Origin of the sequence: Alcaligenes faecalis, assembly GCF_005311025.1 — a bacterium.
In the GTDB taxonomy this organism is placed as follows: domain Bacteria; phylum Pseudomonadota; class Gammaproteobacteria; order Burkholderiales; family Burkholderiaceae_B; genus Alcaligenes; species Alcaligenes phenolicus.
The window spans coordinates 564,394-578,920 of record NZ_CP031747.1; the positions used below are offsets into that span (position 1 = coordinate 564,394).

A 14,527-nucleotide genomic window follows, 5' to 3' on the forward strand; every position below is an offset into this window, starting at 1 on the left:
GGTGAAAGGTAGTGATGGGGAAAAGGGAATCGCCGTCACCGCCCTGGATCGGGCGGCATGGATTCAGATTGTCTTGAAAGGTTCGCTGTCAGCTGTAGAGCATAAAAGCCGGGAACCGTAGGGAGATGGCAATCAGTGGTTGCCGCCGATTGATACAGCCTTAGTTTGCGGTGTCGTTTTGATAAACGTGCAAGAACATATCCAGAATATGTTCGGTTTCGCTTTGAATGTGTTCTTCGCTCCAGGGTTCCATAGCACCCATTAGCAGGAGAATAATTTCGCCTTCGCTCAGGCAGCGGAAGTGTTCCACCATCAATGCCGGGTCCAGCTTGCGCAAGGTCCCGCGTTCGATGTGGCGGGCAAAAAAGCACTTGACGCCGTCCCAGATCTGGTCATCCAGCATCTCCATGAAACGCTTGCCGATATCGCTGTGGCCACCTACAGAGACGACGATACGTAACAACTGGGCGGTTTGCTTGGAGTAAAGATTGCGCAGCATGGGCAGCAAGAAGCGCTTCAGTTCTTCGCGAATATCGCCTTCGCAGTCCAGCTTGGTCAAGACCTGTTCGGTAAATTCCTGGGCGCCTGTCAGCAGGACAGCCAGCAAGAGGTCTTCTTTGGAGGGGAAGTAGTTGTAGAGTGTGCCCTTGGAGCCGCCTGCCAATGCAGCGATTTGGGACATGGATGTGGCCTCAAAACCATTCTCGCGAAAAACCTCGGAAGCCACTTCCAGGATTTTGTCGCGGCGTTCGCGCCCTTTTCGAGTCGCGCGTTGGGATTTTCGGGGAACATCGTCGTGCATAATGGCAGGCAAAAAATAAGTGAATAGGACAAAGTCAGCATCATACCGTATCAATAGCTGCTGTGCTGCTGCTCTATTTCGATCGTTAAGGGGAAGCAAGACCAAACCCCTTGATTTTACGACATGCACTGCTGCTGGACCTATTTGTTTGCGTCGGTCTTTGATCTAAGGCCTATTAAAGCGCAAAAGAGCCACAACTTCGGGTGGTAGCACAGGCCGGCGCTTCTGGTCGCGCCTGGCGGCGTCTACAGATCGCTATAGTCCTTATCTGTTTTGATTTAAAGTATAAGGCGGCGGTTCTGATACTCTCTTTGCTCAAGACAAGTCCCAAGGAGTTCTGGATGTCTACTACGCAGTCGTATCAAGTGGTGATCGTGGGGGGCGGGGCAGGTGGCCTGGAGCTGGCTGCCAAGTTAGGACGTCAGTTCGGGCGTCAGCATATCTTTCTGGTCGACAAAGACAGTGACCATATCTGGAAACCGTCCTTGCACGAGGTGGCCGCCGGCACCTTGGATATTCACCGCGAAGGGCTGTCATATTTCATGCTGGCACGAGACTGTGGTTTCACCTTTATTCAAGGTGAAATGACCGGTATAGACCGCGAGCAGCGCAGCATTACGCTGGCTCCTGTCCTGGGGCCCGATCATGAAGAAGTCTTTCCGGAACGCAGCCTGTCCTATGGCACCCTGGTGATGGCCGTGGGTAGCAAATCCAATTTTTTCAATACGCCTGGCACCCATGAACACGCGCTGGCCTTGGACTCGACCCATCAGGCAGAGCGTTTTCGTTTGAAATTGCTCAATGAACTGATCAGTGTGACACGCCGCGCGCAGCGTGAACCGGGGGCACCGCTGTACATCAATATTGTCGGGGGCGGGGCAACGGGGGTGGAACTGGCTGCCGAGTTGCTGGAAGCCCGTGCTGATTTAAGCATTTACAGCATTCCGGGCAGCAGTTCGGACCGCGAAGTGCGCATTACCTTGCTGGAAGGCGCCGATCGCATTCTGTCTGCTCTGCCGCCCAAGCTGTCCGCCACCGCTCAAAGTCTGCTGGAGCAGCGTGGCGTAGCGGTACGGACCTCGGTGCGGGTCAGCCGTCTGGCGGCGGACCACATCGAGGATGCGAACGGTGGTCAATATCCCAACGATTTGTGCGTTTGGGCGGCGGGGATTGAAGCCCCTGCCTTTTTGGGCCAGTTGGGTTTGCCCGTCAACCGCATCAATCAGCTGGTGCTGGATTCCTGTCTGTCCACACCCGATCCCTATATCTGGGCCTTGGGCGACTGCGCACAAGTGCCCTGGGACAAGGAAGGTCAGTTCTTGCCTGCACGTGCCCAGGTCGCGCACCAGCAAGCCAGTTACTTGCGCAAACGTCTGGCCGCTCGCATCCAGGGCAAGCCTGTGGATGAAGCACCCTTTGTCTATAAGGATTACGGCTCGCTGGTTTCCGTGGGCCACAGCCGTGGGGTAGGGAGCCTGATGGGGGTCTTGTCCGGCAAGAGCTGGTTTGTGGAAGGTTTGCTGGCTCGCATCATGTACATGAGTCTGCACCTGATGCACCACATGGCGATTTTAGGGGTTGCGCGAACGGCAACCTTGGCTTTGGGCCGCTTGCTCAGCAAACGGGCCGCCCCTCGTGTTAAATTACATTGAGATTTGGAACAAAACGGGCTTTTTAGCCCGTTTTATTCATTCGTCTTACGGCGGGTGTCGTGTTTCATCAAGCGTTCTTGTTCGCGCTTCCAGTCTTTGTCGCGGGAAACATCACGTTTATCGTGCAGTTTTTTACCGCGTCCCAGACCGAAGTCCAGCTTGATACGACCTTTCTTGTAGTGGAGGTTCAGGGGAACCAGGGCGTAACCACGTTGTTCAACCTTGCCGATCAGCTTGCTGATTTCTTCGGCTTTGAGCAGCAGTTTACGTGTACGAGTGGCATCGGGCCGGATATGAGTGGACGCTGTCGGCAAAGCGCTGACGTGCATCCCTAAAATAAACAGCTCGCCCTCGCGTACGATGACATAGCTTTCTTTGAGCTGAACATGCCCAGCTCGGATCGCCTTGACCTCCCAGCCCTCCAAGACCAGACCGGCCTCAAAGCGCTCTTCGATAAAATATTCGTGGGTAGCCTTGCGATTATCAACAATACTCATGAATTAATTGCCAACCATAGATTGTAAAATCAGAACATTCTATCTATTAACCAGACCTGATGCATACAGTAAAACGCTCCGTCCTCCTTCCTTATAGCTGCGAACAGATGTTTGACCTGGTTGCAGAGGTGGAAAAATACCCTGAATTCATGCCGTGGTGTGGTGGCGCCAGTGTCAACCAGCGTGACGAAAAGGGGATGGAAGCCTCGGTTACCATCAGCATTGCGGGTATTCGTCAAACCTTCACCACACGTAACGAACACGATTATCCCAATCGTATTGTCTTGCGCCTGGTCAAAGGGCCCTTCTCGGCCTTGACGGGGGATTGGCAGTTTACTCCTTTGGGCGAAGACGGTTGCAAGATCGTGTTCACCATGGAGTACGAGTTCTCCAGCCGCGCGCTGGAAATGGTGGTCGGTCCCATCTTTAACCGCGTTGCCAACAGCTTTATCGATTCCTTCACCCGCCGTGCCCAAGAGGTCTACGGTGACTGAATTATCCGTCAGCGTGATTGTCGCTACCCAGGCGCAGGTCTGGAAAGCCGCCCTGCGTTTGCCTGCGGGCAGTTGTGTACGTGATGCCCTGTTAAAAGCTGGCATTGCCGAAGGCCTGCGTGAATGCGGCTTGCCGCCGCTGGACGATGAACAGGGACTGGACGGGCTGCACGTCGGTGTCTACGGCCAACGCTGCCAGCTGGACCAACTCTTGCAGGATCAGGACCGGGTAGAAGTCTATCGCGAGCTGGTCTTTGACCCCATGGATTCCCGCCGTCGCCGTTATGCGCACAAGCTGGCCGCCCGCGCTGCCGCCAGACCCCGCCGCAAACCCGCCCGCGCCTAGTTCTTCTGCGCCTGATCATCAGGCCGCTACTTTCAGCTAGACTGTCGCCTCCTGCCTGGCACTGCCCCCTATGAAACGGCTGATTGTCATCAGCACGACAACTAAAGGGGGCGGCTCGCATTATGGTGGGTAAAAATAAGGAGACAGACATGATACTGACAGACGATCAGAACGCTTTTGCGCAAGCGGCTCGCGAGTTTGCACAAGGGGAACTGGCACCGCATGCGGCACGTTGGGATGAGGAACAGATTTTCCCGATCGAGGCGTTCCGTAAAGCCGGCGAGTTGGGTTTTTGCGGCTTGTATGCCCCGGAATCCATCGGCGGCCTGGGCCTGGGGCGTCTGGAGTCCAGCCTGGTGTTCGAAGAAATGGCGGCAGTTGATCCCTCGACCACCGCATTTTTGACTATCCACAATATGGTTACCTGGATGGTCGGCACCTGGGGTACGGACGAAGTCAAATCCCAATGGGGCGAGCTGCTGAGCAGCGGCCAGAAACTAGGCTCTTACTGTTTGACCGAACCGGGCGCAGGCTCGGATGCCGCCTCGCTGCGGACACGTGCCGAGCGTGATGGTGACGACTACCTGATCAGCGGCAGCAAAGCCTTTATCTCCGGTGCCGGAGACACGGACTTGTTGGTGGTTATGGCTCGTACCGGAGGGGATGGCGCAAAGGGGATTTCCGCTTTTGCCGTACCTGCCGATGCCGCCGGTATCACTTACGGCCGTAAAGAGTTGAAGATGGGCTGGAATAGCCAGTCCACACGGGGCATTACCTTTGAGCGCGTACGCGTTCCTGCCTCGGCCATGCTGGGCCAGGAGGGCGAGGGCTTCAAACTGGCCATGAAGGGCCTGGACGGTGGGCGCATCAATATTGCCTGCTGCTCGGTAGGAGCCGCCCAGGGTGCTTATGATGCTGCCCGTCAATATATGCAGGAGCGCCGCCAGTTCGGCAAGCATCTGGACCAGTTCCAGGCTCTGCAATTCAAGTTGTCCGACATTCTGACCAGCGTGGTTGCCGCCCGCCAAATGGTGCGCCTGGCCGCTTCGCACCTGGACGCCGGTAGCAGTCAGGCCAGCACCTACTGCGCCATGGCAAAGCGTATGGCCACGGATCTGGGTTTTCAGGCCTGCGTGGATGCACAACAGCTCTTTGGCGGTTATGGTTACCTGAAGGATTATCCTGTTGAGCGACTGGTGCGCGATACTCGGGTGCACCAGATTCTGGAAGGCACAAACGAGATCATGCGTGTCATCATTGCACGACAAATCATAGATCTTGGAGCTGATATTCGATGACGGATTCTGTTTTGTTTGATCGCCTGCCCGGCCAGAACGGAAAGGCGATTGGTGTTGCTACGCTGAACCGCCCGCAAGCCCTGAATGGGCTTAATTTGGAGATGTGCCAGCTGCTGTTCAAGCAGTTTCAGGAATGGGCGCAGGATTCCAGTATTGCCATGATCGTGTTGCATGGTGCCGGCGAAAAGGCCCTGTGTGCCGGGGGCGATCTGCATTCGCTGTATGCCTCCATGCAAAAGAACCAGGGTGGTTCGGCCTGGGATAACGAGTACGCCCGCGAATTCTTCGATGTGGAATACCGCCTGGATTATCTGATCCACACCTTCCCAAAACCTATCCTGTGCTGGGGTGACGGGATTGTAATGGGTGGGGGCGTGGGCTTGTTCAACGGCGCCAGCCATCGTGTGGTGACCGATACCACGCGTTTTGCCATGCCCGAGATCTCCATTGGCCTGTTCCCCGATGTAGGTGGCACCTGGATGCTGTCACATCTGCCTGCGGGTATCGGCCATTTCCTGGCACTGAGCGGCGCGCAAATCAACGCCTCGGATTGCTTGTTCCTGGGCTTGGCCGATGCCTACTTGCCACGGGTGCATTTCGATGCCTTGCTCAAGGCCTTGCAAGCCACGAACTGGTCTGATGAACGTGACGCTCGTGATAGCAGCGTGCATCAGGTCCTGCGTGGTCTGGCAGAGGGCGCTCGCCCCGATACCGGCCCGTTGGAGCAAAACTACGCCATGCTGCGTGATGTCTGCGCCAGTCGCGAGTTTGAACGCATTACACAGGCTTTGCAGCAGTGGCAGGACAGTGCCGACCCCTGGCTGTCCCGTGCCGCACAGACCTTCGCCAAAGGTGCTCCAGGTTCGGCTCGTTTGTCCTTTGAACTGCTGGAGCGTGTCCACCACCTGTCTTTGGCTGATGTCTTCCGCCTGGAATACATTGTGTCGCTGCAATGTGGCGTACAGGGTGACTTCCAGGAAGGCATACGCGCACTGCTGATTGATAAAGACAAACAGCCACGCTGGAATCCGGCCTCGCTGGAACAGGCTGATGCCCGCTGGGTGGAACGCTTTTTTGTTCCCGCCTGGCCCGCAGAAACGACTCATCCCTTGGCTGACCTGTGATCCAGGCAGACCGCTGCGGCGCCTGACGGCGCCGTTTTCATAATGACGAGGAGACAAAATGAGTAACACGATTGCATTTATCGGGCTGGGCCATATGGGCAAACCCATGGCGCTAAATCTGCTCAAAGCCGGCCATAGCCTGAAGGTCTTTGACCTGAATGCAGAAGCCATGAAGGAGCTGCAGGCAGCGGGGGCGCAAGTGGGCGAGTCGGCGGTGCAGATCGTCAAAGACGCGCAGACGGTCTTTACCATGCTGCCTGCTGGCCGCCACGTTCGTCAGGTTTACGAGGGCGAGAACGGCTTGTTGCAGGCCGTGGCCCCTGGCACAGTGCTGGTCGATTGCAGCACGATTGATGCTCAAACCAGCCAGGATCTGGCGGCCAAGGCGGCCAAGCTGGGTCTGTTGATGCTGGATGCGCCTGTTTCCGGTGGTACTGGTGGCGCAATGGCCGGCACCTTGACCTTTATGGTCGGGGGCGAGGATCCAGCGCTGGAAAAGGCGCGTCCTTACCTGGAAGCCATGGGCAAGAACATTTTTCATGCTGGTAAAGCCGGTGCGGGCCAGGTTGCCAAGATTTGCAACAATATGCTCTTGGGGATTTTGATGGCGGGTACCGCCGAGGCCCTGGCTCTGGGCGTTGCTCACGGTCTGGACCCGGCAGTGCTATCGTCCATCATGGCGCGCAGCTCCGGCCGTAACTGGGCGACCGAACTGTACAACCCCTGGCCTGGCGTGATGCCGGATGTACCGGCTTCGCGTGATTATCAGGGTGGGTTTGCAACAGGTTTGATGCTGAAAGATCTGGGTTTGGCGGCCGATGCGGCCGTGAGCCAAAACAGTGCGACACCGTTAGGCGAACTGGCACGTAACCTGTTCGCCTTGCATGCCGCACAGGGTCAGAATGCCGGGCTGGATTTCTCCAGCATTCTTAATTTGTACCGTCAGAAGAGCTAAGTTCTGGCAGAGCGTAGGGCAGGGGCTGCAATTCCAGCGCCTGTCCTTGCTCCAGTTGAAACTGGCCTTGTTCCAGGTCCGCCAGTACCACTTCCATCAAGACATACAGGCGCTGCTGCTCGGCTTGCCAGGCGCGGTTGATAATGCGCGCAGCCGCAACCGGCTCTGCACCTTGAGAGACCAGGAACACATCGGCGGCTTCTTGCACCTGTGGTGCCGTGTCCAGAATGGCGCTGCGGGCGGCCATCATGCGGCGCTTGATCGTGCCTCGATAGTGGCTGCGTGCCACCACTTCCTGGCCGGGATAGCAGCCTTTCTTGAAGTTGATGCCGTCGATCAGGTCCAGGTTCAGAGTCTGGGGAATGAACAGATCCTGCGTGTCGGCGCTGATCCAGGGCAAGCCCGCCAAAATATCCGCCGTTTCCCAACGGCCCTCAGAAGCCTGAGCGTTCGTATCCTGTTGGGGAGAAATCCGCCAGGAGCGATTCAAGCCGTCCAGCTCGCCGGGGGCTTGGATTAAGGTGTCGTCACCATCGCGCTGCAAATTCCAGACCGCTTGGGCAGCGGATTGATCTGCCACACCGTAAACCTGCAACTCGGCCAGACTGATCGTCACTTTGCTGCGCAGCACGAACATGCGCAGGCGCTTGATCAGGGCCTCGCTCAGGTCACGGCGCACCAGGGCATAGACGGTCTCGTCCTGTTCGCGCCACAAGACCATGGTCGCCAAACTGCGACCTTTGGCGGTGCAATAGGCCGCGATGCAGGCGCGGTCGGCTGCCAGATGCTCCAAATCATTGCTGACTTGAGCATGGAGAAAGGACACGGCATCGGCTCCCTGAAACTGGAGGACGCACAAATCAGGCAGGGCGAAAGAGGAGGGGGCTGGCATTCCGGTCATGGCTGAGCGAAAAAAATAAATTTAAACATCAATGATACCGTGTGTGAGGCCGGTTTCAGGGGCATATCCCCGCTGGGATCAGGGCATGAGCTGGATAGCGCAATCCGGTAGCGCGGGCCTGTCCCGGTTTCTGTGTTTGACTGTGACACATATTCAGGAATATGCCGCCTTATTCTGATTACAATAGCGCTCGCATGAAAAAAACTGTCAAGATCTTCTCTGCCCTGTTGGGCCTTCTGGTGGTCGTCGCCTGTGTGATAGCGGGTGGCGCCTGGTATTGGGCCAAGAAGCAGCCCGTGACGATGAGTGCTGAACGCATCGACTATGTGGTGCCTGCAGGCTCAGGCCCCCGTGCGATTGCACGCAGCATGCAGCAGGCCGGGATCGATATTCAGGAAGATGCTTTTGTCTGGATGGCGCGTCTCTCTGGCCTGGATACCTCCTTGCAAGCGGGGGCCTACGAGGCCGTGCGTGGTGATACGCCATGGATGGTGATGGAGCGCATGTCCAGCGGCAATATGCTGCAAACCCGCCTGACCATTCCTGAAGGCTGGACCTATCAACGCATTCGCGAGACGTTGGCGAGCAATCCCCAGGTTCGCCAAACCTTGAGTGATATCAGTGATGCAGACTTGCTGCAGCGTTTTGGCTTGGACGCTGTACATCCTGAAGGTCTGTTCTATCCCGATACCTACGTTTTTGTACCGGGTACGGCAGATGTGGATATCCTGCGGCGCGGGTTTCAGGCTCAGCAGGAACTGCTGGAGCAGCTATGGGCGGACCGGGATGCAGATTTGCCCTTGAAGACCCCGTATGAAGCCTTGATCATGGCTTCCATCGTGGAGCGTGAGACGGGCCACAGTCAGGATCGAGCGCGTGTAGCCGGGGTGTTCATGAACCGTTTGCGCGTAGGCATGCCATTGCAGACAGACCCAACGGTTATTTATGGCATGGGTTCAGCCTATGACGGCCGTATTCGCAAGCGCGATTTGACGACGGATACCCCTTGGAACACGTACACGCGCAATGGATTGCCTCCCACGCCGATAGCCAGTCCTGGCAAGGCTTCCTTGATGGCGACTTTGCATCCCGAAAAGCATAATTTCTATTATTTTGTATCGCGTGGCGATGGAACCAGCGAGTTCTCGACGAATCTGGCTGCCCATAACCGGGCCGTCGCCAAATATATTCTGAAACGCTAAACCATTCAGGCCCTATCAGGGGCCTGAATGGTTTTTGGGGGCGGTTTGGTGACACTTGTATGGCTGAGCGCTATCCAAGGCCAGGGAGTCAAAGCTTCAAGCCGTGACGTTGCGTGAAGCCCGTCCACAAATCATGGACCTTGCTGGCCAGTTCTTCCAGGCCTGCGTCATTGCGAATCAGATAGTCCTGGGCGGCGCGTTCTACACCCCATTCGGAAGAGTGCTGGCTGATCACTGGATTGCCAGGGCGTTCGATATGCCAGATCTCTCCACCATGTTCACGGATGAAATTGGCCTCGTTTTCGTAACGAATGTCTTTAATCAGCAGACAACGGGCCTGACTCATATCAGGAAGCTGGTGGCTGGGCAGGAACAGGGGCAAGGTTTGTCGACGCTGCTCGTAATCCGGGTATTCGGCCAGAACCTGATTGCGTAGATGTTCGGCCGCCTGACGCGGACTCAAACCCCAAAAGGCATCCACATGATCCGCCCGCTCATCATCCAGGTGCTCAGGCACCATGCCGTAAATCGCGACCAGAGCCAGCGCCCAGACCGAGTAGCCCTGAATGCTCCTGGCAAGGGGGGAGCCCGGTCCAAACTCCAGCACATGTTGGGCGCGGCGTAGCCAATGATCGGGATCGCGCTGGCGCATCCAGTCCGTTCCCAGTAGCTGGAAACACTGTCTGGGGGAGCGCTGCCACAGGGCAATAGGCACTTCTTTCAGGCTATCGTCTGTCCAGGCTTGGGCTGGACTTAGACCAAACAGCACTTCACAGCCCATTTTCACGGGGTCGGCCAAGGCATAAGCGGCCAATAAAGGGTTTTGTGCCAGTAGTAGATTGGCGACGGTATCTTTGCCTGAACGCGCTTTGGCGGCCAGCCCGATCAATAAGCTCACTTCATCATCCTTGGTAGTGGAGCAGGCATTTTACCGGTTCATATTACAATGTGCGCTGAGCTGTTCAAGCGGGGGCGATTGCCAGGTCTTTCCTGCGTGAATCAGGCCTTTTGATGTGCAACCTTGAGGCAATACGGTGTCTGATAGTTTGACTTTTCTACCTTGGCAAATCGCGACCGCCCAAAATTGGCTGGGCAATCAGGAGCGTTTTGCCCATGCCTGGCTGATCCACGGTCTGCCGGGCATCGGCAAGACGCAATTCGCCCGTGCGGCCGCCGCCAGTTTACTGTGCGACCAGCCGGTGCAGGGTCTGGCTTGTGGCCACTGTCAGGCCTGTCAGTGGGTGCGGGGGGGAAATCACCCGGACTTGCGCCTGCTGCGCCCGGATGCGGTTGCGCTGGAAGAGCAGGGGCCAGACACCCAGGAAGGGGACTTGGCCAAAGAGTCGGCTGCCCGCAAAAATCCTTCCCGGGAAATCCGGGTGGAGCAATTACGGCAGTTGCAGCACTGGTTCAATACGGCCACTCATAGAGGCGGGTGGCGAGTGGCGGTACTTTATCCGGCTCAGGCTCTGAATCTGGTATCGGCCAATGCCTTGCTGAAGGTGCTGGAAGAACCTGCGGACCGCACGGTTTTTCTGCTGGTAGCCGATGCGCCAGATCGGCTGTTGCCTACACTGGTATCGCGTTGCCGCCGTTTGCCTTTGCCCGCACCGGATGCTCAGCAATCGGTGCAATGGCTGGAGCAACAAGGGGTGGATCAAGCCTCGGACTGGTTGGCTGCCTGGGGTGGTGCCCCACTAAAAGCGTTAAGCGCCAGCCAGGATATGAATGCGCCGTGCCCCGATTGGTTAAGCGTCTGGATGGATGGGGTATTGAAAGCAGGCCGTGAGGCGGATTTGTCCTTGGCCGATACGCTGGAAAAACTGCCTGCTCAAGAGTGGATTGACCATTGGCAACGCTTGTTTGTCGATATTCAGCTGGGTGGTTTTGCCCAACCGGCGCGTTACTATCCTTCCCTGCAAAAGCGCATTGATGCCTTGGCAGCCCAATCCAACACCACAGCGGTGACGGAAGCTCTGAAGTGGCTGGTGCAGCAAAAGCGGCTGGGGAATCATCCGCTCAATGCTAAATTGTTTATTCATCATGCCCTGGACCGTTTGCACCAGGCATGTCGTCGTGTTTAAAAAAGTACCGTCTAATCATGTTTGTTGATTCGCATTGCCATCTTAATTTCCCTGAACTTGCTGAAAATCTGGACGACATCCTGGACAAGATGCGCCAGAACCAGGTGGGCTGTGCGCTGGTGGTCAGCGTGGATATGGACGACTGGCCCGGTTTGATGGAGCTGGTGCGTCCCCACGGCCATTTGTTTGCCTCGGTTGGCGTGCATCCGGATTATGAGAAAGTCACCGAGCCTACCGTCCAGGAGCTGATCAAACATGCTCAAGATCCCAAAGTGGTGGCTATTGGCGAAACGGGTCTGGACTATTACCGCTTGCAAGAGCCCCTGGATTGGCAGCGTGAGCGTTTCCGCACCCACATCCGTGCCAGTCGCGAATCGGGCCTGCCCTTGATCATCCATACTCGCTCGGCCAGTGAAGACACCATTGCCATCATGCGTGAAGAGCAGGCGCAGATTGCCGGGGGCGTGATGCACTGTTTCACTGAAACCTGGGAAGTGGCACAAGCGGCCTTGGATCTGAATTTCTACATTTCCTTCTCCGGGATTGTGACCTTCAAGAACGCTACCCAGCTGCAGGATGTGGCGCAACGCGTGCCGCTGGATCGTTTGTTGATCGAAACGGACTCGCCGTTTTTGGCTCCTGTGCCGTATCGAGGCAAAACCAATAATCCTTCTCTGGTCATTCATGTGGCTGAGAAGATTGCGGAGCTTCGTGGGATCTCGGTAAAGGAAGTTGAAGAGGCTAGTGCGGAGAATTTTTTCAAATTATTCAGTAAGGTACAGATTTAAGTTAATCTGGTTTAGAGATTTTGATGAGGCTTTTGTGACTGCTTGAGCCAAGGTACAGGATCTTGAGCGGAGGTGGCTTAAAGTTGATTTAAAACTTTAAGAAAATAGTTTAACTGATTGATTTTTATAGTAAAAATTAAAATTTTTTTATTTTCTCTGCCTTTCGGGTTTAGTTCGGATTCACTAAAAAATCTAAATTTTTGTTAGTAATCAATGGCTTATTGATCATTCTTAAACCTGTTTGTAGTTAAATGCTTCTCGCCTGGATAGAGAGAAGCAACGCCTGAAGCGGCATCTATCTGTACTTTCATAACCTGATAAAGCACTTTATGAAAAGGATTTAACAGCATGAATTTTAAAAGAAAAATACCCAATAAAACCATCCTTTCTGTGGTGCTTCCTTTGGCCTTTCTGCTGCCAGTCCCTGTGTCGGCGCAGGAACCGGAGCTTGAAAGCCGAAATTGGTATTTGGCGCTGGAAAATGACCGACCCAACATCATCGAGCAGGAGTTCATCAAGGGGGCGAACCCCAACGCAGTCGATTCCAAGGGCAATCCTTCCTTGATGCTGGCGATCCGCAACAAGTCCTGGAAAGTGGTGGACACTTTGCTGGCTAACCGTCAAACCAATGTGAACATCGAGAACGAGGCCCGCGAAACTCCCATGATGTATCTGGCCCTGATGGGGGAGACCGCTCGTTTGCGTGATCTGCAAGCACGAGGGGGGCAGGTGAATCGGGTGGGCTGGTCACCTTTGCACTATGCCGCTTCCAAAGGACATGAAGAGACGGTGCGCTATCTGCTGTCTCAGAAAGCGATTGTGAATGCACCTGCACCAGACGGAACCAGCCCCTTGATGATGGCGGCTTTGTCGGGCAAACGGGCGGTGGTGGATGTGCTATTGGCTGCCGGAGCGGATCCGAGTATGCAAAATGCCCAAGGTTTGAGTCCGGCAGACTGGGCGCGTTCAGCCAATCATGAACAATTGGCCAGTTATCTGGATCAAGCTGTCGCTCGTAAAGCGGCCGCTGCACCAGCCGCAGCGGGGACTTACTCCGGTGGAGCGGTACAGACTTATGGTGTGCCAGAGCGGGTAGAGCAGCCTGATCTGAATCGGGTGCACACGGTGACGGTAGAGCCCGAGCCAGCTCCTGCAGCAGACAGCTCCAGTTCGAAACCTGCTTCGTCCAGCAGTACCAGTCGCTATTTTGACCTGGATCGTTTCGACAAGCCTGTACAGCCTTAAGTCTGGGGGCAGGATGTAAAAAGGAGCCTTGAGGGCTCCTTTTTTGTTACGGCAATAATCGGGAATGGTTGTAGTGATACTGACGTCCTGCACTGCGTTCGCAGCTGTGGTGACTCAGTATCTCTATAGGCAGGAAACCAAAACCCTTTTTATCTATTGCCGCTTAATGGGTCTTTCCTTGCGCCTTGGCCATATGGGAGGCATGCACAAAGGTCTGGAAACCTTGCAGGTAGTTGCTGAGCATTTTCTGGATATTCTCATCTTGCAGTTTGCCTTCCGCATCAAAGGAATTCTGCGCACGAGACACCAGCAACGAGCCGCCGCTGTACAGGGACACGCCCAGCATTTTCAGCGTAGGTAACCAGGCTGCCTGGGAGGAGATCGTGCCAAAGCCCCCCATGGAAGCGCCAATCAGCCCGGTGATACGGCCCGAGAAGATGGCTTTCATGTCTGTGCGAGACAGCCAGTCGATTCCGTTCTTGAATACGCCGGGTACGCCATTGTTGTATTCCGGGGTAACCAGCAAGAGAGCATCGGCGTTCAGGATCTTTTCTTTCAAGGCCAGTACGGCTTCTGGAATGCCGTCCTTGCTTTCGAGATCGCCGTCATACAGGGGGATGCCGTGTAGGGTGGCGACTTCAATCGCCATGCCTTGGGGGGCCAGGGCTTGAGCGGCGTGTGCCAAAGCGGTGTTGAAGGAGCTTTGGCGCAGGCTGCCTGATAAAGCCAGAACGCGGCAAGGGCCGGACAGATTCACCACGCCAGTCGTTTGACGCAGGGCCTCGCTTAACTGGTCAATGATCTGGATCCATTCCGGGGAATCCTGGAGTCGTTTTTCCCGAATGAACTCGGCTTGAGACTCGTTCCAGAAGGGAGCGTCAGCCAGCAGCACGTCATTAGGCAAAGGGCGGTGTTTTTCCAGAAAGCTGGCAATCGCCTCGGGGGTGTTGGGCAGACCCAGTTGAGCAAACAGGTCGTGAAAGCGGAACAAGTTATCAGACATGGTGGTAGGGGAGCTTGGAAGAGGGGATGATCGGACGCTAAGGGCGGGCGCGGCTCCAGCATGTATGGCTAAAGGTTCCGGGCTTTGAGTAGCGTACAAAAAAATACTGTTTTTATTAACAGGCAGCCTGATATAG

Annotated in this window: 15 protein-coding genes; 10 read left to right on the forward strand and 5 right to left on the reverse strand. The window is 55.7% G+C overall.

Annotated features, from left to right (window positions below):
* Positions 1–160: 160 nt before the first annotated feature.
* Positions 161–802, reverse strand: a complete 642-nt coding sequence (locus D0C27_RS02620; protein WP_226349376.1) for a TetR/AcrR family transcriptional regulator — start codon at positions 800–802, stop codon at positions 161–163.
* Positions 803–1,143: 341 nt separating this feature from the next.
* Here D0C27_RS02620 and D0C27_RS02625 point away from each other — a divergent pair, with 341 nt between their 5' ends.
* Complete coding sequence (locus tag D0C27_RS02625; protein WP_009454122.1) at positions 1,144–2,454, forward strand: NAD(P)/FAD-dependent oxidoreductase; 1,311 nt, start codon at positions 1,144–1,146, stop codon at positions 2,452–2,454.
* Positions 2,455–2,486: 32 nt separating this feature from the next.
* Here the strand turns inward: D0C27_RS02625 and smpB are convergent, their stop codons facing one another.
* Positions 2,487–2,951, reverse strand: coding sequence for an SsrA-binding protein SmpB (gene smpB, locus D0C27_RS02630; RefSeq protein ID WP_003799781.1), 465 nt, complete (start codon positions 2,949–2,951; stop codon positions 2,487–2,489).
* A 59-nt stretch (positions 2,952–3,010) separates the two neighbouring features.
* Here smpB and D0C27_RS02635 point away from each other — a divergent pair, with 59 nt between their 5' ends.
* The 5 genes from D0C27_RS02635 to mmsB all read left to right on the forward strand — a co-directional run bounded on the left by D0C27_RS02635 (position 3,011) and on the right by mmsB (position 7,168).
* On the forward strand, positions 3,011–3,445 hold the full coding sequence (locus tag D0C27_RS02635; protein WP_009454121.1) for a type II toxin-antitoxin system RatA family toxin: 435 nt from the start codon (positions 3,011–3,013) through the stop codon (positions 3,443–3,445).
* Positions 3,438–3,791 (forward strand): RnfH family protein, encoded by a 354-nt coding sequence (locus D0C27_RS02640; protein ID WP_137430331.1) that lies wholly within the window; start codon positions 3,438–3,440, stop codon positions 3,789–3,791. Before D0C27_RS02635 ends, D0C27_RS02640 begins: the two co-directional genes overlap by 8 nt.
* A gap of 149 nt (positions 3,792–3,940) precedes the next feature.
* The gene (locus D0C27_RS02645; RefSeq protein ID WP_021446562.1) at positions 3,941–5,089 is read left to right on the forward strand and encodes an acyl-CoA dehydrogenase family protein; all 1,149 of its coding nucleotides are present in this window, start codon (positions 3,941–3,943) and stop codon (positions 5,087–5,089) included.
* On the forward strand, positions 5,086–6,213 hold the full coding sequence (locus D0C27_RS02650) for an enoyl-CoA hydratase/isomerase family protein (protein ID WP_035271706.1): 1,128 nt from the start codon (positions 5,086–5,088) through the stop codon (positions 6,211–6,213). The genes D0C27_RS02645 and D0C27_RS02650 overlap by 4 nt, the downstream gene beginning before the upstream one ends.
* 58 nt (positions 6,214–6,271) lie before the next feature.
* The gene (gene mmsB, locus D0C27_RS02655) at positions 6,272–7,168 is read left to right on the forward strand and encodes a 3-hydroxyisobutyrate dehydrogenase (RefSeq protein ID WP_137430332.1); all 897 of its coding nucleotides are present in this window, start codon (positions 6,272–6,274) and stop codon (positions 7,166–7,168) included.
* On the opposite strand, the gene D0C27_RS02660 is transcribed toward mmsB, so the two are convergent.
* Positions 7,143–7,994, reverse strand: coding sequence for a YgfZ/GcvT domain-containing protein (locus D0C27_RS02660; RefSeq protein ID WP_240688291.1), 852 nt, complete (start codon positions 7,992–7,994; stop codon positions 7,143–7,145). The two genes, mmsB and D0C27_RS02660, sit on opposite strands and share 26 nt — an antisense overlap.
* A 269-nt stretch (positions 7,995–8,263) precedes the next feature.
* On the opposite strand from D0C27_RS02660, the gene mltG reads away from it, so the two are divergent.
* Positions 8,264–9,271: an endolytic transglycosylase MltG gene (mltG, locus tag D0C27_RS02665; RefSeq protein ID WP_060185099.1), complete on the forward strand. Its 1,008-nt coding sequence runs from the start codon at positions 8,264–8,266 to the stop codon at positions 9,269–9,271.
* Between the two features lie 88 nt (positions 9,272–9,359).
* On the opposite strand, the gene D0C27_RS02670 is transcribed toward mltG, so the two are convergent.
* Complete coding sequence (locus D0C27_RS02670; RefSeq protein WP_137430333.1) at positions 9,360–10,169, reverse strand: deoxynucleotide monophosphate kinase; 810 nt, start codon at positions 10,167–10,169, stop codon at positions 9,360–9,362.
* A 148-nt stretch (positions 10,170–10,317) separates the two neighbouring features.
* Between D0C27_RS02670 and holB the strand changes: the two genes are divergently transcribed.
* The 3 genes from holB to D0C27_RS02685 all read left to right on the forward strand — a co-directional run bounded on the left by holB (position 10,318) and on the right by D0C27_RS02685 (position 13,388).
* Positions 10,318–11,355 carry a DNA polymerase III subunit delta' gene (gene holB / locus D0C27_RS02675; RefSeq protein WP_080748055.1) on the forward strand — a complete coding sequence of 346 codons (1,038 nt, stop codon included), beginning with the start codon at positions 10,318–10,320 and terminating at the stop codon, positions 11,353–11,355.
* Between the two features lie 17 nt (positions 11,356–11,372).
* Entirely contained in the window at positions 11,373–12,143 is a 771-nt protein-coding gene (locus tag D0C27_RS02680) for a TatD family hydrolase (RefSeq protein WP_060185097.1), read from the forward strand.
* Positions 12,144–12,491: 348 nt separating this feature from the next.
* Positions 12,492–13,388, forward strand: coding sequence for an ankyrin repeat domain-containing protein (locus D0C27_RS02685; RefSeq protein ID WP_137430334.1), 897 nt, complete (start codon positions 12,492–12,494; stop codon positions 13,386–13,388).
* 163 nt (positions 13,389–13,551) lie between these two features.
* Here D0C27_RS02685 and D0C27_RS02690 read toward each other — a convergent pair whose 3' ends face one another.
* Positions 13,552–14,391 carry a DUF2789 family protein gene (locus D0C27_RS02690; RefSeq protein ID WP_137430335.1) on the reverse strand — a complete coding sequence of 280 codons (840 nt, stop codon included), beginning with the start codon at positions 14,389–14,391 and terminating at the stop codon, positions 13,552–13,554.
* Positions 14,392–14,527: the final 136 nt, after the last annotated feature.